Source organism: Bradyrhizobium sp. NBAIM14, assembly GCF_020193895.1.
GTDB classification, from domain to species: Bacteria; Pseudomonadota; Alphaproteobacteria; order Rhizobiales; family Xanthobacteraceae; genus Bradyrhizobium; species Bradyrhizobium yuanmingense.
The window spans coordinates 950,651-971,524 of record NZ_JADYVQ010000001.1; the positions used below are offsets into that span (position 1 = coordinate 950,651).

The 20,874-nt window shown below is 65.1% G+C and carries 21 protein-coding genes and 1 tRNA gene; 13 read left to right on the forward strand and 9 right to left on the reverse strand.

Translation table 11 applies throughout. The features are described 5' to 3' along the window. Positions 1–59: 59 nt before the first annotated feature. Genes I6F28_RS04430 through I6F28_RS04440 form a run of 3 tightly spaced genes read left to right on the forward strand, consistent with a single transcriptional unit; the run spans position 60 to position 3,869 of the window. On the forward strand, positions 60–1,562 hold the full coding sequence (locus tag I6F28_RS04430; protein ID WP_225139341.1) for a DUF4153 domain-containing protein: 1,503 nt from the start codon (positions 60–62) through the stop codon (positions 1,560–1,562). Positions 1,563–1,581: 19 nt separating this feature from the next. Next, positions 1,582–2,286 (forward strand): response regulator transcription factor, encoded by a 705-nt coding sequence (locus I6F28_RS04435; protein ID WP_109142397.1) that lies wholly within the window; start codon positions 1,582–1,584, stop codon positions 2,284–2,286. Next, the gene (locus tag I6F28_RS04440) at positions 2,283–3,869 is read left to right on the forward strand and encodes an ATP-binding protein (protein ID WP_225111643.1); all 1,587 of its coding nucleotides are present in this window, start codon (positions 2,283–2,285) and stop codon (positions 3,867–3,869) included. Before I6F28_RS04435 ends, I6F28_RS04440 begins: the two co-directional genes overlap by 4 nt. On the opposite strand, the gene I6F28_RS04445 is transcribed toward I6F28_RS04440, so the two are convergent. Further along, positions 3,866–4,006, reverse strand: a complete 141-nt coding sequence (locus I6F28_RS04445; protein WP_167361649.1) for a hypothetical protein — start codon at positions 4,004–4,006, stop codon at positions 3,866–3,868. The genes I6F28_RS04440 and I6F28_RS04445 overlap by 4 nt on opposite strands. A 79-nt stretch (positions 4,007–4,085) precedes the next feature. Here I6F28_RS04445 and I6F28_RS04450 point away from each other — a divergent pair, with 79 nt between their 5' ends. The 3 genes from I6F28_RS04450 (at position 4,086) to I6F28_RS04460 (ending at position 7,173) form a co-directional block, all read left to right on the forward strand. Beyond that, positions 4,086–4,655: an alpha-ketoglutarate-dependent dioxygenase AlkB gene (locus tag I6F28_RS04450; protein ID WP_225139342.1), complete on the forward strand. Its 570-nt coding sequence runs from the start codon at positions 4,086–4,088 to the stop codon at positions 4,653–4,655. A gap of 227 nt (positions 4,656–4,882) precedes the next feature. Then, positions 4,883–5,812: an alpha/beta hydrolase gene (locus I6F28_RS04455; RefSeq protein WP_225139343.1), complete on the forward strand. Its 930-nt coding sequence runs from the start codon at positions 4,883–4,885 to the stop codon at positions 5,810–5,812. Between the two features lie 134 nt (positions 5,813–5,946). Then, positions 5,947–7,173: an ABC transporter substrate-binding protein gene (locus I6F28_RS04460; protein WP_225139460.1), complete on the forward strand. Its 1,227-nt coding sequence runs from the start codon at positions 5,947–5,949 to the stop codon at positions 7,171–7,173. Between the two features lie 17 nt (positions 7,174–7,190). Here the strand turns inward: I6F28_RS04460 and I6F28_RS04465 are convergent, their stop codons facing one another. Beyond that, positions 7,191–8,753 carry an adenylate/guanylate cyclase domain-containing protein gene (locus I6F28_RS04465; RefSeq protein WP_225139344.1) on the reverse strand — a complete coding sequence of 521 codons (1,563 nt, stop codon included), beginning with the start codon at positions 8,751–8,753 and terminating at the stop codon, positions 7,191–7,193. A gap of 192 nt (positions 8,754–8,945) precedes the next feature. Between I6F28_RS04465 and I6F28_RS04470 the strand changes: the two genes are divergently transcribed. From I6F28_RS04470 to I6F28_RS04480, 3 genes are all read left to right on the forward strand, one after another. Beyond that, complete coding sequence (locus I6F28_RS04470; protein WP_036021436.1) at positions 8,946–10,037, forward strand: enolase C-terminal domain-like protein; 1,092 nt, start codon at positions 8,946–8,948, stop codon at positions 10,035–10,037. Between the two features lie 80 nt (positions 10,038–10,117). Then, positions 10,118–10,594 (forward strand): NUDIX hydrolase, encoded by a 477-nt coding sequence (locus tag I6F28_RS04475; RefSeq protein ID WP_035997832.1) that lies wholly within the window; start codon positions 10,118–10,120, stop codon positions 10,592–10,594. Positions 10,595–10,800: 206 nt separating this feature from the next. Beyond that, complete coding sequence (locus I6F28_RS04480) at positions 10,801–11,658, forward strand: glyoxalase superfamily protein (protein ID WP_225139345.1); 858 nt, start codon at positions 10,801–10,803, stop codon at positions 11,656–11,658. Positions 11,659–11,669: 11 nt separating this feature from the next. Here I6F28_RS04480 and I6F28_RS04485 read toward each other — a convergent pair whose 3' ends face one another. From I6F28_RS04485 to cpdR, 4 genes are all read right to left on the reverse strand, one after another. Further along, positions 11,670–11,912: a hypothetical protein gene (locus tag I6F28_RS04485; protein ID WP_035997826.1), complete on the reverse strand. Its 243-nt coding sequence runs from the start codon at positions 11,910–11,912 to the stop codon at positions 11,670–11,672. Positions 11,913–11,920: 8 nt separating this feature from the next. Continuing rightward, positions 11,921–12,394, reverse strand: a complete 474-nt coding sequence (locus I6F28_RS04490) for an L-2-amino-thiazoline-4-carboxylic acid hydrolase (protein WP_225126464.1) — start codon at positions 12,392–12,394, stop codon at positions 11,921–11,923. A gap of 214 nt (positions 12,395–12,608) precedes the next feature. After that, a tRNA-Val gene (locus I6F28_RS04495) sits at positions 12,609–12,683 on the reverse strand. Between the two features lie 74 nt (positions 12,684–12,757). Next, a complete protein-coding gene (cpdR, locus tag I6F28_RS04500) occupies positions 12,758–13,117 on the reverse strand; it encodes a cell cycle two-component system response regulator CpdR (protein ID WP_007597092.1) in 360 nt (119 codons plus the stop codon). Positions 13,118–13,450: 333 nt separating this feature from the next. On the opposite strand from cpdR, the gene I6F28_RS04505 reads away from it, so the two are divergent. Next, positions 13,451–14,341: an N-formylglutamate amidohydrolase gene (locus I6F28_RS04505; protein WP_036021434.1), complete on the forward strand. Its 891-nt coding sequence runs from the start codon at positions 13,451–13,453 to the stop codon at positions 14,339–14,341. Positions 14,342–14,864: 523 nt separating this feature from the next. After that, positions 14,865–15,647, forward strand: a complete 783-nt coding sequence (hisN, locus tag I6F28_RS04510) for a histidinol-phosphatase (protein ID WP_035997821.1) — start codon at positions 14,865–14,867, stop codon at positions 15,645–15,647. A gap of 249 nt (positions 15,648–15,896) precedes the next feature. Here hisN and I6F28_RS04515 read toward each other — a convergent pair whose 3' ends face one another. Continuing rightward, the gene (locus I6F28_RS04515; RefSeq protein WP_036036666.1) at positions 15,897–16,787 is read right to left on the reverse strand and encodes a LysR substrate-binding domain-containing protein; all 891 of its coding nucleotides are present in this window, start codon (positions 16,785–16,787) and stop codon (positions 15,897–15,899) included. Between the two features lie 99 nt (positions 16,788–16,886). Here I6F28_RS04515 and I6F28_RS04520 point away from each other — a divergent pair, with 99 nt between their 5' ends. Further along, positions 16,887–17,639, forward strand: a complete 753-nt coding sequence (locus I6F28_RS04520) for a sulfite exporter TauE/SafE family protein (RefSeq protein WP_225126468.1) — start codon at positions 16,887–16,889, stop codon at positions 17,637–17,639. Between the two features lie 5 nt (positions 17,640–17,644). Here the strand turns inward: I6F28_RS04520 and I6F28_RS04525 are convergent, their stop codons facing one another. Together I6F28_RS04525 and I6F28_RS04530 are read right to left on the reverse strand one after the other, a co-directional pair. Then, positions 17,645–18,055: a GFA family protein gene (locus tag I6F28_RS04525; protein ID WP_225139346.1), complete on the reverse strand. Its 411-nt coding sequence runs from the start codon at positions 18,053–18,055 to the stop codon at positions 17,645–17,647. A gap of 54 nt (positions 18,056–18,109) precedes the next feature. Beyond that, complete coding sequence (locus I6F28_RS04530) at positions 18,110–18,742, reverse strand: LysE family translocator (RefSeq protein ID WP_036021402.1); 633 nt, start codon at positions 18,740–18,742, stop codon at positions 18,110–18,112. A gap of 221 nt (positions 18,743–18,963) precedes the next feature. Here I6F28_RS04530 and I6F28_RS04535 point away from each other — a divergent pair, with 221 nt between their 5' ends. Further along, on the forward strand, positions 18,964–20,760 hold the full coding sequence (locus tag I6F28_RS04535) for an adenylate/guanylate cyclase domain-containing protein (protein WP_225139347.1): 1,797 nt from the start codon (positions 18,964–18,966) through the stop codon (positions 20,758–20,760). Positions 20,761–20,874 lie beyond the last annotated feature (114 nt).

The window sequence follows — 20,874 nt, forward strand, 5'->3', positions numbered from 1 at the left end:
CGTCTGCACAAGTGCCGTTCAGAATTCGTGATGCCACCATTCACGGAGACTTTCTGGACATGACGAGCCTGGCTTCGACGACGGATATCCAACCGATCAGGCCTTCTGCACTGTCGGCCAAGCTCGCAATGGCGCTGCTGCTGGCCGGGCTCGCCGACTGGCTGTTCTACGGTCAGCGGATCGGGCTGTCGCTGGCGCTGTTTGCGATCGCGACCGCCTGCGTTTCGTTGCTGTTCAATCACGCGGCCCTGGACTGGCGGCGCGCGATGATCAGCGGGGCCATCGTCGCCGCCGGCCTCGCGCCGGCCGTGGAGGAGCTCAACACGCTGTCCTTCCTGATCCTCGTCGCGTCGCTGACGATTGCGCTGTTGCTTGCGACCAATCCTGATACGACCGGGGTCACCGACCGCGCCCGCGCGCTGTGCAATTTCCTCCTGGTCGGTCCCTTCAGGCTCTTCCTCGAGGCGCCCCAGATGTTCAACATGTCGGCGTTCACCCGCGGCATCGCGCTCTGGCTGATGCCCGCTGCGCTCAGCACCGTCTTCATCGCATTGTTCGCCGCCGCCAATCCGGTGATCGAGCAATGGGTGTCCCTGCTCAATCCCAAGGTTATCTTCAACCATGTCAATATGTGGCGCGTCCTGTTCTGGACCTTGATGCTGGCTCTGGTCTGGCCGTTCATCCATGTGCGCTGGCGGCGCAGGGCGGTCGTCGCCGCCGCCGTCGCCGAGGGCCCCGTGCCACCGCCGCTGCCGCCCATGGTCTCGGCGGAATTTCTCGGCCCCTCCACCATCCTGCGCTCGCTGATCCTGTTCAACCTGCTGTTCGCGGCGCAGTCCATTCTCGACGGCATCTATCTCTGGGGTCACGTGGCGCTGCCCGACAACATGACTTATGCGACCTACTCCCATCGCGGCGCCTATCCGCTGATCGCGACCGCCCTCCTCGCCGCTGCCTTCGTGCTGGTGGCGATGCGTCCGGGCGGGCCGGCCGAGAAATCGAAGGTGATCCGGCCGCTGGTCTATCTCTGGGTCGGACAGAACGTGCTGCTGGTCGTCTCCTCCATCCGCCGGCTCGATCTCTATGTCGACATCTACATGCTGACCTATTGGCGGATTGCAGCGTTCGTCTGGATGGGACTGGTAGCGCTCGGCCTGATCCTGATCGTCGCGCGCATCGTGCTCGACAGGTCCAATCAATGGCTGATCGGCGCCAATCTCGCCGCATTGGCGATCGTGCTCTATGGCTGCTCGCTCGTGAACTTCGACGCCTTCATCGCCGACTACAATGTCGTCCACAGCCGGGAAGTTTCGGGAAAAGGCGTGCAGATCGACATCGACTATCTCCTGACGCTCGGGCCGCAGGCTGTGCCAGCCATCGACAAGGCGATCGCGCTACGGCCCGCCGTCAAAGAGGGCTGCCTTGTGTCACGCCGCGACCGCCTTGTAGAACAGCAGCGTCAGGACCTGGCCTGGCGAAGCTGGGGCTTTCGCAACTGGCGACTCCAGCGCAGGCTGGACGCCGAGGCGAAAGCTCAGGCCGGCAGCCAGCCGGCGAGTTGACGAGGACACGGAGAGTTTCTTGGCGCATCGCATTCTCATCGTCGACGACGAAGGCCACATCCGCGAGGTCATCCGCGTCGCCCTGAAGAAGGCCGGCATGGACGTGATCGAGGCCCGCGACGGCAAGGAGGCGCTTCTCCGCTTTGCCGCCGACAGGCCCGATCTCATCGTGCTGGACATCGGCATGCCCGAGTTCGACGGCCTCGACGTCTGCCGCGAGATTCGCAAAGGCTCCGACGTGCCGATCCTGTTCCTGTCGGCGCGCGACGAGGAGATCGACCGTATCCTGGGCCTCGAGATCGGCGGCGACGACTACGTCACGAAGCCGTTCAGCCCGCGCGAGCTGGTGGCGCGGGTCAATGTCATCCTGCGCCGCCTCAGCCCGCGCAACGGCGAGGCCAAGGCCGGGCCCACCGCGCTGACGCAAGGCGGGCTGCTGATCGATCCCGAACAGCATGTCGCGTCCTTTGCCGGCACGCCGCTGAAGCTGACCGCGATCGAGTTCGGCATCCTGCGCGCGTTCCTGTCCCGGCCGACATCGGTGTTCAACCGCGAGCAGTTGATGCGCGCAGCCTATCAGCTCAACATCCAGGTCTCCGACCGCACCATCGACAGCCATATCCGCAACATCCGCGCCAAGCTCGCGGCGCTTGCTTGCGACAACGTGATCGAGACCATCCACGGCGTCGGCTTCAAGCTCGGCCGCTGCGAGAAAGAGGCATGAGCGCCGCGCCCGACAAATGGCGGCCGTCACTCACCCTCGTGATCTTCACGGTGCTGGCGACGGTCGGCATATTGCCGCTGGTCGGCCTATTCTTCTTCCGTCTCTACGACAACCAGCTGATCCGCCAGACCCAGGCCGAGCTGATCGCACAGAGCCGCGTGCTGGCGACGATCTATGCGCAGGAGGTGACGGCCCGGCTCGACAGCGGCCTCGTGCTCGGCGCCGAGGTGCCGCCGGGCGTGCTGCCCGATCCCGGCGACCAGGTCACACCGATCCGCCCCGCGCTCGACCTCACCGCGAACGACCTGTTGCGGCGGCGGCCCGACGCATTGCCCGCGCCGGGGCAGGCGCAAGCAGCCTATGTCGAGATCGGGGCCAGGCTGACGCCGATCATCCGCGAGACCCAGAAGGTGACGCTGGCCGGCTTTCGCATCCTCGATCCGCAAGGCGTCGTGATTGCCGGGCGGCAGGAGGTCGGGCAGTCGCTCGCCCATATCGAGGAAGTCGCGGACGCCCTGCACGGGCAATACCGCGCGACTTTACGCAACCGCGTGCCGGACAAGCCGCCGCCGCCGATCTATTCCTTCAGCCGCGGCCTCGGCGTGCACGTGTTTTCGGCCATGCCCGTCATCGTCAACAACCGCGTCGCCGGCGTGATTTACACGACGCGCACGCCGAGCAACATTTTCGACCATCTCTATCAGGAGCGGGCCAAGTTCGTGCTGGCCGGCCTTGCCGTCATCCTCGGCACCATCGCGATCGGCCTCGTGTTCTCGCGCACGATCACGCTGCCGATGCGCGAGCTGATCGACCGCGCCGCCCGAATCGGCCGCGGCGACCGGGAGGCGTTCCAGCCGCTGAAGCATTACGGCACGCGCGAGTTCGCCCAGCTCTCGCACAGCTTTCTCGGCATGGCCGAGCAGCTGGCGCGGCGCTCCGACTATATCGCGACCTTTTCGGCCCATCTCACCCACGAGCTGAAATCGCCGCTGACCTCGATCAAGGGCGCGGCCGAGCTGCTGCAGGATTCGGTTCAGGGCAAGGCCGAGGGCCTGACGCCGGCCGAGCAGAACACCTTCATCGCCAACATCCTGTCGGATACCCAGCGGCTGGAGGCGATGGCGCAGCGGCTGCGGGAGCTCGCCCGCGCCGAGAGCCTGCCGCAGAACGAGCGCACCGAGCTGGCGCCCGTGATCGCCGATCTCAGAAGCCGGTTTCCGGCAAGCGCGATCGAGGCCAGCGGCAGCCTCGACCGGGCGATCGGAATGTCCTCGGAGAAGGCGCTGATCGTGCTGTCGCACATCGCCGACAATGCGGTGCGGCACAAGGCCGGGACAATCAGGCTGGAGGCGGTCGACGCCCGGACGACCGTGCTTGTGACGGTCAGCAATGACGGCGAGCCGATCTCGGCGCCGAACCGCGACAGGATCTTCGATGCGTTCTTCACCACCCGCCGCGACCAGGGCGGCACCGGGATGGGGCTGGCGATCGCGCGCGCGGTGATGGCGAGCCATGGCGGCTCGATCAGGCTTAAGCCGACCGACGAGGGCGCAGCCTTCGAGCTCCAGTTTCCGGTTGCCTAGATCGCAAAGACCCAGACGGCGACGATGGTGCCGATGGTGGCGAGACCGGCGATGGTCCAGCCGGCGGCGTATTCCAACTCAGGATGACCGGTCGCCCGCATGATCTCAACCGGATCGGCGGTATGCTTCTCTGCCATGACAGCCTCGCACGTTTCTTCCCGCGTCATAGATAAGTCGCATCAGCCGCAAAGAGGTTCCATCACGGAAATGCGAGGCATGACGCAGCTAGGTTTGTTCGCCGACCCGCAGGAAGGCCCGGCCGGACTTCGCTACACGGACGATTTTATCGATCGGGCCGCCGAGCAGGATCTGATCGGCCGCATCGCAGCATTGCCGCTCCAGCGCTTTCAGTTCGGCGCGTTCGAGGGCAACCGCCGGGTGGCGTCGTTCGGCTATCGCTATGACTACACGCTGCAGCGTCTCGCCGAGGCCGATCCGATCCCGGACTGGGTGCGGCCGGTCGCGCGCCAGGTCGAGGCCTGGGCCGGGCTGCCGGAGGGCAGCGTCCGGCAGGTGCTATGCACCGAATACGAGGTCGGCGTCGGCATCGGCTGGCATCGCGACAAGCCGCATTTCGACAAGGTCCTCGGCCTGTCACTGGGCTCGCCGTGCAACTTCCGCTTCCGCCGCCGCAAGGGCGAGACCTGGGAGCGCCACACGCTCACCGCCCTGCCGCGCTCGCTCTACATGATGGATGGCGAGGCGCGGTCGCAATGGGAGCACAGCATCCCGCCGGTCGCGGCGCGGCGCTATTCCATCACCTTCCGGACGATGAAGCGGGCCTGACGGACCATCCAAAACAAAACTGCGAAAACAACCCCATGCACAGTAGGAGGCGGTTTCCGGCGCGAGCCTCGGCGGCGCTGGACAGCGGCCTGACGGATCGGGATAAACGGCGGCTGCGCATCCAAGGTGCCGCGAATTCGCCTCAAGGCCGGCTGACTAATGAGATGAATTGAAAAGACGGGCCAGATCAGCGAGCCGATATGGAGCCCCGCAAGGCCGCCACATCCATGAAGAATTATCTGACATTTTTCCTGTTTCTGACCATGACCACGGCCTTCGCGCACGGACCCGTGCCGGGCCGGCTTCGGCCGCCCTCGGGTCTCGTGCAGGCGGGCCTCACCGATTCCGACACCACCGCAGGCGGCACCGCACGACTCTGCGAGCAGGTCACCTTCTCGCGCGGCCTGCGCTATGGCGAGAGCGAGGCCAATGTGCTCGATGTCGCGACCAGCGCAACCAAGGCCGACACGCCGCGGCCGGTGCTGCTGTTCGTGACGGGAGATACCTTCACCGGCGACCGCGGAGCGCCGGAGCTGTCGCGCCAGATCCAGGACCAGGCGATGTGCTTTGCCGCGCGCAACGGCATGATCGGGGTCCGCGTCGATTATCGCCTGGCGCCCGCGGCGACCTGGCCGGCCGGCGCGACCGATGTGGCCGCGGCGCTGTCCTGGGTTCATGGCAATATCGACCTCTTCAACGGCGATGCCCGCGAGATCGTCGCGGTCGGCTACGGCGCCGGCGCCTTCCACGTCGCGACCATGCTGGCGCATCCCGAGCTGCAGACCGCCGGCGCCGACGTCGCGGGCGTGGTGCTGGTGTCCGGGATCTACCGCGTCGGCAAGGACGCGAGCGACAGCGAGAAGGCCTATCTCGGCGGTGATGCCACCCAGTACGACAAGCGCTCGGTATTCCCCGGCATCCTCAATGTCGACGTGCCCATCGTGCTGGCCTGGGCCGCGGATGATTCCGCCGACCTCGTGGCGCAAGGCGAGACGCTGAAGAAGACGCTGTGCGGCGCCGGCCATTGCCCGCGCAGCACGCTGCTGCGCAGCCGCGACGGCATCGCGAACGCCTTCGGCCTCGATGGTTCCGGCGACAGCCTCGCGGAGCCGACGCTGCTGCTGGTGCGTCAGCTGGAAGCGCGAGGGTTGCCGTAACGCGTTGCGGCAGCACGCCTGCCGCTTTCATCGAAGCGCGACAGCCACACGATTGCCAAACGCTTGACCTAGATCAAGCGGCCTTGGTGGGGATTGAGCCGACCTCGTTGGGGGCCAACCACAAGGCATCGAACATGCGCGTCATCGGCAGGATGCTGTTCGTTTCCGTGATTGCCATCGCATCGCTGGGCGCGATGTCGCGGCAGCAGCACTCGGATCAACCCGCAAGCGATGAGGAAATCCGCATCGGCAATGTCATGCCGTATTCGGGGCCGCTCTCGGAATTCGGCGCGATCGGCCAGGCGGAAGCGGCCTATTTCGACATGGTCAACGCGCGCGGCGGCATCAATGGCCGCAAGATCCGCTTCATCACCCGCGACGACAATTCCGATCCGTCGACCGCGCTGGAGCTGACGCGCAAGCTGGTCGAGAAGGACGGCGTGCACCTGATGTTCGGCTCGTTCGGCACGCCCGGTAATCTCGTCACGCGCTCGTACCTGAACGAGAAGAAGATCCCGCAACTGTTCGTCGCCTCCGGCGACGAGGAGCTGAGCCAGCCGAGCGCGTTTCCCTGGACCATGGGCTGGCAGCCGTCGTTCCGGTCGGAAGGGCGCATCTACGCCAACTACATCCAGGCCTCTTACCCGAGGAAGAAGATCGTCGTGCTCTGGCAGAACGACCAGTTCGGGCGCATGCTCTACAAGGGCATCCAGGAGGGCCTCGGCGATCTCAACCGTCACGTCCTGGTCGACATCGCCTTCGACCTTGCCGACGAGCATCTCGACGGGCACGTCTCGATCCTCAAGCGCGCCGGCGCCGACATCTTCGTCTTCCTCGGCGTGCCCTCGACCGCATCCAAGGTGATCAAGCTGGCAGCGTCCCTGAATTGGCGTCCCGTCTTCATCGTCAACGATGCCTCCGCCTCGATCGCCAACGCGATGGCGCCCGCGGGGCTGGAAAACTCTGCCGGCGTGATTTCGGCGGCCTTTTTGAAGGATCCGAGCGATCCCGCCTGGAAGGACGATCCCGGCATGAAGGACTGGTTCGCCTTCATGGACAAATACCATCGGGTCGAAAGCACCAACAACAGTGCGGCCGTCTATGGCTACGCCGCGGCCGAGGCGCTGACGCAGGTGCTGAAGCAATGCGGCGACGATTTTTCACGCGACAACATCATGCGCCAGGCGGCCTCGCTCAGGGACTATCAGCCTTCGGTCGCATTGCCCAACATCAGGATGAACACCTCGCCCAACCGCTACCTGCCGATCAGGCAGATGCGGCTGGTGCAGTTCGACGGGCGGTCGTGGCAGCCATTTGGGGATGTGATCGAGACGGCGTTCACGGAAGGGGCGGCAAGGTGAGGTCACTTACCCTCCCCTCACGCCGGCTTGAGCGAGGCCAGCGCGTTCTCCAGCAGCGAGCGGACGCGTGCGGCGTCGCCTGATTTCACCACGGCGGGGTCGAGATAGAGCTCGAGCCCCGGCGCGCGTTCGGTGATGATGCCGCTGTTCTCCGCAGCTTTGTCGCTCAGTGCATCCACCGAATAGGGGATCACCTCGCGGCTGATGCCCTTCATCGTGATCGCCGGCAGCGCGTGGGCGCGGACGATGTCGCTGACGAGGGCGAAGGTCTCGTAGCTCAGCACGATGCCGCCGGGCTCGGCGATCGATTGCAGGCGCGCAGCGAGGTTCGCCTCCGCACCGATGATGGTGTAGTCCATGCGGTCGGCGCTGCCGAAATTGCCGACATTGCAATAGCCCGAGTTGATGCCCATGCGCGAGCGGAACGGCTGCTCGATGCCGGACGCCCGCCATTTCGCGTTCAGCTCGGCAAGGCGTTGCTGCATGCGCCAGGCCATCTGCAGGCAGGCCTGTGCATCGGCACGGTCGCCCCTGGTCTCGGGGTCGCCGAAGAAGATCAGCATGGCATCGCCGATGAACTTGTCGATGGTGCCGCCATATTCGTGGGCGATCGCCGACATCTCCGTGAAATATTCGTTGAGCAACTGTGTCAGCTGCTCCGGCTGGAGCCGTTCCGCGGTCGCCGTGAAATTCTGGATGTCGGAAAAGAAGATGGTGAGCTTCTTGCGCTCGGTGTGGATGGTGACGTCCTTCTGGCCCGAGAAGATGCTCTTGTAGACCTGCGGCGGGATGTAGCGCGAGATCTTCATCGACAGCGAGGCCAGGAAGTCGTTGGCGGATTCGAGCTCCTTGTTCATGTTCTTGATGCGGCGCGCCTGACGGCGCTGCAATGACAGGAACGCCAGTCCGCTCCCGGCGGCGATCACGAAATAGGCCAGCAGGAACTTGAACGAGAAAATGTTGGCGGCGATCGGCTGGGCGATGATCACCTCCTGGATGCCGCGGACGTCGCCGACCTTCCAGTCCTTCTTCGGGCTTTCGGGGTGGCTGTTGTGGCAGCTGACGCAAGCCGGCCCCATCGTGACGGGCGCAACCAGGCGGACCTTGTCGTTGAACAGCGAGGTTTCGGTCTCCACGATCTTCTGCTCGGGATCCCGGCGCAGCGCATCGAGCGCGTCCTTCTCGAACTTGTCGAGCTGGTGCGGAGCGCGGTTCTGGAACGGGAAGTCCGAGACGAAGCGATAGGTGATGTTCTCCTGCTGGGCGCCGATCACCCGGCCGAGCTCCAGCGACAGCGTCGCGGGGATCGGGATCGCGCCGGGCACCGATTCGTAATTGTGCACGACCTTGGTGCTGCCGTTGGGGTTGGCGAGCACGCGCCCGACCACGTTGGAGGCGTAGTAGCTGCGCACGCTCGTGATCACCGAGTTGAGATCGATCGCCTGCCGGCGCAGCGCCGTCTTGCTGAGCTCGGTCAGGTCCAGCCACACCGCGACCGGCAGGGCGAGCAGGAGGAAGACGATCACGGCGCCGGTGAGAATGCCACTCTTGCGCTGTTGTTCGGAGATCTCTTGTTTCACCCTGTGGCTCCGTTCTGTGCGATTTTGTCGCAAATCCTTCCGGAATCCGAGACAATGCATGCGGCGGCACAGAGCCAAGAATTGCCGGCCGGCGCAACCCCATTTTATGGTGGTCGCAGCAAGCGCCTTTTCGTTTGATCACGGATGCTTAAGATCGGCGCCGACCTGCATCCGCTCCGCCGGGAGAGAGCCATGACCGAGACCGTCCGCATCAAGCGCTTCCAGGCACGTCCCGTGATCGTGCCGATGAACCTGCCGCTCCAGACCGCGACCGGGGCGGTCGCCAAGGCACCGCTGGTGCTGATCGACTGCGAGACCGACCACGGCGCGGTGGGTCATTCCTATCTGTTCTCGCTCACGCCCTCGGCCTTGAAGCCGCTGGCGGCGATGGTCACGGAAATGTCGGACCTCGTCGCCGGCGACGAGCTGCTGCCGTTCGAGATCGAGCGCAAGCTGAGCCAGCGCTTCACGCTGCTGGGCCTCGCCGGCCTGCAGCGGCTGGCGCAATCCGGCATCGACATGGCGGCATGGGACGCGCTGGCGCGCTCGCGCGGCCTGCCGCTCGCCCGCCTGCTCGGCGGCACGCCGAAGCCAGTGCGCGCCTACAACTCGAAGGGGCTCGGCATCATGCCGGCAGGCGCCGCGGTGGAGGAAGCCCACAAGCTGCTGGCCGAGGGGTTTCACGCCGCAAAGATCCGCGTCGGCCGACGCGATGCGCGGGAGGATCTCGCCGTCGTGCGCGCGGTGCGCAAGGCCGTCGGCGACGAGGTCACGCTGATGTGCGACTACAACCAGGCGCTGACGGTCACCGAAGCGATCCGCCGCGGTGAGATGCTCGACGACGAGGGCCTCAGCTGGATCGAGGAGCCGATCCGCCACGACGATCATGCCGGTTGCGCCCGCATTGCCGACGCGCTGCAGACGCCGGTCCAGATCGGCGAGAATTTTGACAGCGCGTTTTCCATGCAAGCCGCGCTCTCGGCAGAGGCCTGCGACTACGTGATGCCTGATGTCCAGCGCATTGGAGGCGTCACCGGCTGGCTCCGCGCCGCTTCGCTTGCCCATGCTGCCGGCATCGAGATGTCGTCGCACCTGTTCTCTGAAGTCAGCGCGCATCTGCTCTGCGTGACGCCGACCGCGCATTGGCTGGAATATGTCGACTGGGCCGACGCGGTGCTGGCAACGCGGCTGCAGATCAAGGACGGCTTTGCGCTGCCGAGCGAGGAGCCGGGCAACGGGATCGCGTGGGACGAAGCGGCGGTGAAGAAGTATCTGGTGGAGTGACGGGTCTCTCATCTCGCCATCGCAAGCACACGATCTCGTCCCTCGTTGCGAAAGCATGCGACACGGATTAACGATCCGCCATGACCACTTGGCGCCCACATCCCGGTATCCGCGTCGTCGCTATCGGCCTGCATTGGCGCGGCGGGCGGCTGCTGGCGGCCGAGGTGCGCGACGATGCGGGGCGGATCAAGGGGGTGCGCCCGCTCGGCGGCGAGATCGAGTTCGGCGAGAGCTGGCGCGCGGCCTTGGTGCGGGAATTCAACGAAGAGCTCGGCATCGACGTCGGCATCGTGGGTGAGCCCTTGATGCTGGAGAACATCTTTGTGCACGAGGGATCGACCGGGCACGAGGTGATGTACATCGCGGAGGTCGCGTTTCCGGATGGCGCATTCGCCGGCCGGGAGCGCATCGACTTCCGCGAGGACAATGGAGAGCAGATCGTCGCGCGGTGGTTCGACCTTGCCGATCTCGACCTGGACGGCGGGCCGAAGCTCTATCCGACCGGACTGAAGGACTTGCTGCTGCAGCCTGCGCGTCGTGCATCAACGGAAGAGTGATGCGTGATCCATGTCGAGACGCCGACGACGTCAGTTGACAAGCATGGCGCTCTCAAGCAAATTTCGAAAGGTTGATACCGCCGGCCGCTTGCGCCCTTCGGGGTATGGTGAAGTGTATCGGACCGCCGCCCGCTTCCTTTGCTCACGCGAACGGGTCAGTAACGCAAGCCCTGACATTCTCCGTTCATGTTGCAAAGGAACAGAGTATGCGCGATTTCCGCGACGCCAAAGCCATGGCGCAGACGCTCCGAGAATCCCTCAACGCCCGATCGGTCTCCCTCACCGTCAGCGAGAGCCTCGAGCTCGTCGCGAGGTTATTCGGGCTGGCCGATTGGAATGTCCTGGCGGCCCGAATCCGTTCTGCGGAGCAGGCCGGCTCGGGCCGCAGCAACGAGGAAAGCACCAAGACCGATGCTGCGGATCAGCTCCGCTCGAGAGCCAAAGAAACTCAGTTGCCGCAGGCGGTGCTGGATCGTTATGCCGGAACATACCAATTCCATAGCGCCGTCTTCACCGTGACGCGTGAACAGGATCATCTGTCCGGACGGCTGAGCGGTCAAAGCTCGGCGCAATATTACGCGGTGGGCGAAACGGAATTCGCCGCGCGGGAGATCGATGTCGAGCTACGGTTTACCCTCGGGCCGGATGGGGTGCCTACCGCCGTGATCCTGCGCCAGCACGGCAACGATCACACCATGCCACGCATCGACACGAGCACGGCGCAAGAGCTCCAACGCGCGATCGAGTCTCGTATGAGCAGCCGGTCCGCCAATCCCGGGACCGCGGCCGCGCTTCGCCGTCTGATCGAGAGCGTCGCATCGGGCCAGCCCAATTACGGCGAGATGAGCGCCGACTTGGCCGAGGCGACACGCAAGCAATTGCCGCGCCTGCAGCCGGGCCTTGCCGAAATGGGTCCGATCACCTCGATCGAATTCCTCGGTGTGAACGCACAAGGACAGGACGTCTATTCCGTCTGGCATCAGGGTGGCGCAGCCTCGCACTGGCACATCGCGCTCGGCAACGACGGCACGATCATCTCGGCCTTCGTCACGCCGGGACCATGAGCTCGGTCAGGCTACCACACCTCCGCGCCGGGAATTTTCTTCCGCACCGCCATCCGCTGGATCCAGATGCAGCGGCGGACGGACCTGCTGGAGCGGCCGACGGCGGAGATCCCCTCGCCGGCCTGAAGCAGCGGCGCCACGTTCTGGCGCAAGCTGCGGCAGCGCTGGAGCTCGGCTTGCCAGTCGACGATCGCGGCGTCGGCGCGCGGCGCCATCAGCGCCAGCATCGCCATGGCGAGACAGATCGTCCGCATCGCTCCTCTCACTGTGATCCGCCTCCATCCCGGCGGTAGCGGAAATCGCAATGAGAGGCGCCCTGCATGATGGTCTGCGTGCGCGTGAGCCTGACGTCGGGACCGAACCCCTCCGCGGTCGCAAAGTCCGCGGTGCAGATCAGCAGGAAGCCGAGTTCGGGCTCGCCCAGGGCCTTGTAGAACTCGGCATAGGCGCAGCGCGTCACGTCGAACGCGAAGGCGTCCGCCGTCTGTTCGATCACGTCATAGGCGAGCGCATCGTCGCGGGCATAGGTGCGGAAGGCCGACGACACGGCCTTGCCGAGATTGCTCTCGTTCTTGGTTTTCCAGAATGCCTCGCCGAAGCCGCGATAGAGATCGCCGAGCGCCTTGCGCACCAGCGCATTGGCGCGCGCCTCGCCGAGCTCGGCCTGCAACGTCTTGATCAGCGGCACCAGCACCTGCGCCTGGATCTTCGCTTGCTCGATGACGGACACGGTCATGGGCGGCCTCGTGTCGGAGATGTCATTGTAGCCCGGATAGAGTGCAGGGTCATCCGGGACAGCGGCCGGGAAACTGCGGCCGGATTGCGCGTCGCTGCAACGGGCTAGAAGCTTTCGAGCAAGCCGCACCAGTCCGTCTTCGCTCTTCGAGCTGCGCCGGACACGCTTCGCCGCAATCTTCCAGGCTGTGCCACGCGAAGCCGAAGGCGAAGCGTGGTGGGCACGACAGGGATCGAACCTGTGACCCCTACCATGTCAAGGTAGTGCTCTCCCGCTGAGCTACGTGCCCTAAAGTCCACTTGTATCGGGTGGGGTCCCTATAACGGCTCAGGGGAGCCGGCGCAAGGACGGAAGGGGGCCGATTCAGGCCGCCAGCATCTTGTTCACTTCGCTGACCAATTCGCGCAGATGCACCGGCTTGGACAGCACCTTGGCGTTCTTGGGGGCGTCCGAATCCGAGTTCAGGGCGACCGCGGCAAAGCCAGTGATGAACATGATCTTGATGTCGGGGTCGAGTTCCGAGGCTCGGCGGGCGAGCTCGATGCCGTCCATTTCCGGCATGACGATGTCGGTCAACAGCATCTCGAACGGCTCTTCCCGCAGCCGCTGATAGGCGGCCATGCCGTTGTCGTGGGACGAGACCTGAAAACCGGCGTTTTCCAGCGCCTTGACCAGGAAACGGCGCATGTCGTTGTCGTCTTCGGCGAGCAGGATCTTTGGCATGGCAGGAAACGTCGAATCCCCAGAGGATATCAGCAGAGGTCACTAAGCCCGACAGAGGGTAAATTTGGGGTGAAAATCTTAACCCTGCGCCGGCCCCGCTGCCGGCTCTTTGTGGACCGGAACGAGGTCCAGATCAATCGAGCCGGACCGGCGCGTCCCCATCCCGATGCCTGCACGGTTAAGACGTGTTCCAAGGGGCCATGACATCTTTTCGCTTGGCAGAATGGTTGCGATTCCGGACAATGACGACACATAAGAGCCGCGAGATCGGCCGAATCATTGGACCCGGAGCTTGTCCGGATCGTGCGGCACGAAGGGACGAAGCCTGAGAAGATGACCCGCTTTGACGGCGACATGTCGCCAGCCTTCGAGATCTTCGAGCCTGCCGAATGGCGCGCGCCCGTCATCTTCAACTCGCCGCATTCCGGCTCGACCTATCCTGAAGAATTCCTGGCGGCGTCGCGGATCGACCTGCCCACGCTGCGACGGTCGGAAGATTCGTTCATGGATGAGCTGATCGGCCATCTGAGCGCGCGCGGGTTTCCGACGGTGCGGGTCAACTTTCCCCGCTCCTATGTCGACGTCAACCGCGAGCCCTATGAGCTCGACCCGCGCATGTTCACCGGCCGGCTGCCGAGCTTCGCCAACACCCGCTCGATGCGGGTCGCCGGCGGCCTCGGCACCATTCCCCGCGTGGTCGGCGACGGCCAAGAGATCTACCGCGACCGCCTCCTAGTCGACGATGCGCTGGGGCGGATCGAGACGCTGTACAAGCCCTACCATCGCGCGCTTCGCCGGCTGATCAACAAGGTGCACCAGATGTTCGGCACGGTGGTGCTGGTCGACTGCCACTCGATGCCGTCGGTCGGCGTCAGCAGGGACGAGCCGCGCCGGCCCGACGTCGTGATCGGCGATCGCTACGGCACCAGCTGCACGCCGCTCTTGCCCGATCGCGTCGAGGAGACCATGAGCGGGCTCGGCTATTCGATCGGCCGCAACAAGCCCTATGCCGGCGGCTTCATCACCGAGCATTACGGCAATCCCGCGAGCGGCCTGCACGCCGTGCAGCTCGAGCTCAACCGCGCGATCTACATGGACGAGCGGCGGCGCGAGCGCAGCGCTCGCTTTGCGCAAGTGGCCTCCGACTTCGGCGTTCTCGCCGACGTGCTGGCGACCACGATTCCGTTCGCCGATCTCGGCCCATTCCAGGCCGCGGCGGAATAGGACGCAGCTTCTTCTCTGAAACGACGAGGCCTTGCGCGCGACTGCGTTTTCGCTTCGCAAGCTTGCGCGCCCGAAATGAAAACGGCGTGGCTCAGAAAAAAGGGCCGCTCGCGAATGACGCAAGCGGCCCAAGTCTAGGGAGGAAACGCCCAAGGAGGGCAGCGGTAACGCGAGGCGCTACCGCACCGCAACAATATGCGACCGCGCCGCACAAAGTGCAAGGGCTTTTGCGCGGTTTCCCATGCAAATCGCACATGGCTCAGTTGCTTCTATGGAAACCCAGATTCAGTTTCTTTGATAAGGGAATTCAATGGGTTGATAGTCATTTGCATACGAACAAGGCAAGGTCGGAACTAAGATTTCAACTCCATGATCGATATTTGGCCAGCAGATGACTGGAATGGGGCAGCCCGCCCCGGCATCCAAAATACCAGGGAGCAACATCAAGACAGCGCTGCACGCGGCAGGCGAATTGAGCTAGGCAGGAGGCAAGCTCTCCAACTTCGCTTCGAGGATTTCGCCTGTGACGGTGATCGACTTCTCCGCCTTCATCGGTCGGCTCGCCACCGCCTCCGGCGAAACCATCCTGCCGTTCTTCCGCACCTCGCTGTCGATCGACGACAAGAGCAAGACCAAGGATTTCGACCCGGTGACGGAGGCCGACCGCGCCGCGGAGGCGGTGATGCGGCGGCTGATCAAGGCCAACTTCCCCCAGCACGGCATCGTCGGCGAGGAATTCGGCAACGAGCGCGAGGACGCCGACTATGTCTGGGTGCTCGACCCCATCGACGGCACCAAATCCTTCATCGGCGGCTTTCCGATCTGGGGCACGCTGATCGCGCTGTTGCACAAGGGCACGCCGGTGTTCGGCATGATGCACCAGCCCTTCATCGGCGAGCGCTTTTCCGGCGACAACGGTTCGGCCAATTATAAAGGGCCGTCGGGCGAGCGCCGGCTCCAGGTCCGCCGCTGCGCTTCGCTGTCGGAGGCCACGACCTACACCACCAGCCCGCTGCTGATGAACGAGCGCGACCGCGCCATCTTCGGCCACATCGAGAAGAGCGCGCGGCTGTCGCGCTATGGCGGCGACTGCTACTCCTATTGCATGCTTGCCGCGGGCCACGTCGACCTCGTGGTCGAGACCGAGCTGAAGCCCTATGACATCGCGGCACTGATCCCGATCGTGACCGGCGCCGGCGGCGTCGTCACCACCTGGGAAGGCAAGCCGGCCCAGGGCGGCGGCCGCATCATCGCCGCTGGCGACGCGCGGGTGCACGAGGCAGCGTTGAAGCTTTTGAACCAGTAGCGCGCGGGCGGAGGGCTTGCATCACCGACGCGGGAGCGGAGATGGCGAAGTAGGTGTCTTACCCTCCCCTGGAGGGCCAAGGCTATCGCATATGAGATGCCGCTATGGCAGCGTCATGGCCGGGCTTGTCCCGGCCATCCACGCCTTTCCACGCGGCACAAAGAACGTGGATGCCCGGGGCAAGCCCGGGCATGACGACCTCTGCAAAATTCAATTGCGATTGACCCTCCAGGGGAGGGTAACAGCTCCTCACACCGCCTCGGCTCGCAAATGCTCCACCAGCAGCTTGGCCGGCTTCGGCAGCGCCTTGAAGCTGCGCGCGCAGATCACGAGGCGGCGGTTGGCGAAGGCATCGCGCAGGCGGACCATGGCGAGCGGCATGGTCCTGGCACAGCGGCGGGCGGCGGCTTCGGGCACCAGCGCCACGCCGACATCGGCCGCGACCATCTGGCAGATCGCGTCGAAGTCGCGCAGGCGCGCGCGGAAATGCGGCCGCATGCCGAGCCGCGCAGCGTGCTTCGAGATGTGCATCTGAAGCGCGGTGGCGCTGGTGAGGCCGACGAAGTCGCAAGCCCCCGCCTCCTGAAAGTCGATCTGGCGGCGGCCGGCGAACGGGCCGCGTTTCGACGTCACCAGCGTCAGGCGATCCTCGCTAAAGGGAAAGCGTTCGATATGCTCGGGCAGCGCGTGCTCGGCGGCGAAGCCGAGATCGGCGGCGCCTGCGGTGATCGCCGCCGCGATATCGGTGCTCTCGCGCTCCTCGATGTCGACGGCGACGTCGCGATGCTGGCGCAGGAAACCGGCGAGCGCTTTCGGCAGATGCTCCGACAGGCCCGACGTGTTGGCGAGAAAATGCACGCTGGCGCGCACGCCGCTGGCAAAGCCGGCGAGATCGCCGCGCATGGCGTCGATCTGGTGGATCACGAGCCTGGCATGATCGAGCAGGCTCTCGCCGGCCGCGGTCAACTCGACGCCGCGGCGCCCGCGCTTGAGCAGCGCGACGCCGAGCGCATCCTCGAGCCCCTTGATACGCGCGCTGGCCGAGGCCAGGGCGAGATGTGAGCGCTCCGCGCCGCGGGTGATGCTTCGCTGGTCGGCGACCGCGATGAAGAGCTGGAGATCGACCAGGTCGAAGCGCATGCGATGTCTCCCTGAGCTCCCTGAGCCTTCGTTGAGGCCGAAGGCTCTCTCCGTAACCTCCAGATTGTGCGCCGGCGCGGCTTCGGTCAATGTGCTGGCATGATCGACCCGCTGCTCATCCTCATCGCCGCCGTGTTCCTGCTCGCCGGATTCGTCAAGGGCGTGGTCGGGCTCGGCCTGCCGACGGTGTCGATGGGGCTGCTTGCGGTGAGCATGGCGCCGAGCCGCGCCATCGCGATCGTGATCGTGCCGGCCATCGTCACCAACATCTGGCAGACCTTCGTCGGCCCTCATCTGCGCGACATCCTGAAGCGGCTGTGGCCGCTGATGATCGGCACCGTGGTCGGCTGCTGGCTCAATGCCGGCGCGCTGACCGGGCCGCATGCGCGCTACGGCACGATCGTGCTCGGCGCCCTGCTGGTCGTCTACGCCGTGATCGGCCTGAACAAGTTCCAGTTCCGCGTCGCGCCCGAGAACGAGAAATGGGTCGGCGGCGTGGTCGGCGTCATCACCGGCGTGATCTCGGCCTCGACCGGCGTGCAGGTGATCCCGTCGATGCCGTTCATGCAGGCGATCGGCATGGAGAAGGACGAGCTGGTGCAGGCACTCGGGGTGTTTTTCACCACCGCGACGCTGGCGCTCGCCTTCAACCTGACCGCGGTCGGATTGCTGACGCCGGCCAATGCCGTGCCGGGCGCGATCGGACTCGCCATGGCCTTTGCCGGCATGTTCATCGGCCAATCGGTGCGGGCGCGGATGCCGGCGGAGGCGTTTCGCCGCTGGTTCCTGATCGCGATGATCCTGCTCGGCCTTTACCTCGCCGGCAGCGCGCTGGCGAAAGAATTCGCTTAAGCGCCTTACGATTTCGGCCCGTAGCCCGGCACCCATTTTTCGTGCTGGGGCAGGTCGTCCTGGATTGTCCACCACGACGCGCGCGACGAGGTGAAAACGTGGAGGCGAGGCCGGACTTCCGGGTCGTCATCGAGCAGGCCAGCGGGAATGCTGACGGTCGGGAGATAGCTCGCCTTGCCCGGCGTCGGGCAGCCGCAGGTCCTGCAACGATAGCGGATACTGCCCGGCGAGGATTCGTAAGATGCCGTCATGTCCTCGCTCGCCACGAAGCGAAATCTGTCGGCATCGACATGCGCGTAGGTGGCGAAGGCCGCGCCGCTCAGCTTGCGGCAATTGACGCAATGGCAGTGCGTCAGCGCGCGCACCTTCTCGATCTCGAACCGCACGGCGCCACACAGACAGCTTCCACGGATCATCGAAACCTCCCGAGCGCAGCCTCGATCGGACCGCTTCTCATTCACTAGAAGGAGCTACCGTGTCTCCAGCATGGCGACGCGGATGCCGAGATAGATGAAGAGGCCGCCGAGCGCGCGGTTGACCCAGGCGATCGCGCCCTCGGACTTGCGCAGCCGGTAGGCGGCTCTGGCGGCGAACGCCGCCAGCACCAGGCACCACAGTGTCCCCGTAAAGATGAAGATCAGGCCGAGCGTCAGGAAGGCGAGCGGCTTGTGCGGGGCATCGGCTGCGACGAATTGCGGCAGAAAGGCGAGGAAGAACAGCGCGACCTTGGGATTGAGCGCGTTGGTGAAGACACCCTGGAGGAAGACCCGCTGCAATGAGCTCCGCGCCGGCTCGTCGATGCTTGCAGCCAGCGCCGGGCGCGACCACAGCATCTGGAGACCGGTCACGACCAGATAGGCTGCGCCGACCAGCTTCAGGATCGAAAAGGCCGTGGACGAGGCCATCAGCAGAGCCGAAAGCCCGATCGCCGCGCCCGCGACATGGACGAAGCAGCCGCAACTGATGCCCAGGGCGGCAGCGGCGCCGCCCCGCCAGCCCATCTGCATGCTGCGGCCGATCACATAGACCGAATCCGGCCCCGGCGTGATGTTGAGCACCACGCCCGAGAGGATGAAAAGCCCGATCTCGTGAATGCCCAGCATGAAGGTCCTCCGCTGCCGTCCTGACGGTCCTGGTTCCGCTTAGTCGGTTCGCCCGTTCCCGTCCACCGCCGGGATTGCGCAGGATTTACCTCGAATTTGCAATGCGGATCATGCTTCCGCTGCGGCGCATCTGCTCTATAAAGGTGGGGTTCTTGAAATGCGGGATTCGCGGCAACCGCCACGCTGTGGCCGGTCATCTGATCCCTTGGAGCTTTGAGGATATGGAAAGACGTCTGGCCGCCATCGTCTGCGCCGATGTCGCCGGCTATTCGCGCATGATGGGCAGCGACGAGGCCGGCACCCATGCCGCCTTCAAGGCCCATCGCGCCGCGATCCATCCCATCATCCTCAATCACGGCGGCCGCGTCGTGAAGAACACCGGCGACGGCTTCCTGCTGGAATTCGCCTCGATCGTCGGCGCCGCCGAGGCGGCGATCGCGATGCAGACGCTGATGGCCGAACGCAACCGCCATCTGCCAGCCGACCGCGCCATGCAGTTCCGGCTCGGCATCCACATGGGCGACGTCATCGCCGACGAGGACGAGGTCTTCGGCGACGATGTCAACATCGCCGTCCGCCTGGAATCGGTGGCGAGCCCCGGCGGCTTCGCGATGTCGGCCAAGGCCTACCGGGAGGCGAGCAAGCATCTCTCGGTGCCGCTGACCGATGCCGGCAACCATCGCTTCAAGAACATCAAGGATGCGATCGGGGTCTTTACCTGGACGCCCGAAGGGGCGCCGGCGCTTGCCCCCGAGCTCCGTGAGGCCTCGGCGCTGTCGCAGCAGTACCGAACGGCCATCGTCGGCGTGCTGCCCTTTGCCAATCTCAGCGACGCCCAGGACGAATATTTCTCCGACGGCCTCACCGAGGACCTGATCCACGCGCTGTCGCTGCAATCCTTCTACCGGGTGCTGAGCCGCAACTCGACCTTCGCCTTCAAGGGCAAGAACGTGGGCACCCGGCTGATCGCGCGCGAGATCGACGCCTCCTATCTGATCCAGGGCTCGGTGCGGCGCGCCGGCGCCAAGATCCGCGTCACCGCTGAGCTGATCGCGCCGGAGACCGGCGAGCAGCTCTGGACCGGCCGCTACGACCGCGACATCGGCGATTTGTTCGCGATGCAGGACGAGATCACCACCAACTTGTCCGCCGCCATCGCCACCGAGATCGTCCGTGCCGAGGCCTCGGCGCCGGCGCGGCTCTCGACCGACGTCACCGCCTGGGACCGCTTCCTCAAGGGGCTGTCGCATTACTACCGGCAGACCAAGGAAGATCTGGCCACCGCTGTCGAGCTGTTCCGCGAGGCCATCGGGCTCGATCCCAAGCTGTCGATCGCGCATGCCTATCTCGCCACGATCCAGATCCAGAGCATTCAGTTCGGCTGGGTCAAGGGCACGCGCGAGATGTGGGCCGAGGCGATGAGCCTCGCCGAAACCAGCGTCCGGCTCGATCCGCGCTCCTCCTTTGCGTTCTCGATCCTGACCTGGGCGCACGCGTTGGAGGGTCATCACGAGGCAGCAATGGACGCCGCCAAGCGCGCAGTCGCGCTCAACCCTTACGACAATGGCGCGCGCGGCGTGCTCGGCATCTGCCATTTCATGATCGGCGAGCACCGCCAGGCGATCGAGCTGTTCTCGATGGCCGCGCAACGCGACAACAGCGACCCGCGCTATCAATGGGCGGCGCTGAACGCGTTTAGTCATTACCTTCTGCGCCAATATGACGCGACGCTGTCATGGGCGCGAGAGCAGCTCTACATCAACCCGAATCACATGCAGGCGCTGGCGATCCGCGCCGCGGCGTTGGCGCAGCTCGGGCGAAGCGACGAGGCCAGCGAAGCTGCCCGCGTGCTGATGGCAAATTATCCAACGCTGAATGTCGACAGGCACTTGCGCAACTTCCACTGGAAGCGGCCCGAGGACATCGCCCATTATCGCGAGGGGCTGCTGAAGGCCGGCGTGCCGCTCGGCAAGCTGACGCTGGTCCAGAGCGACGTCAAACGGGCCGCCGAATCCTGAACGAAGGGGGCCGCAGGCCCGACGTGGTTCCGGTGCGACCGCCTGCTCGTTGTTGACACGACAGTGAAATGGGCCACACTCGTCACACGCTGAAGTAGTATATCGTGCTGTCGG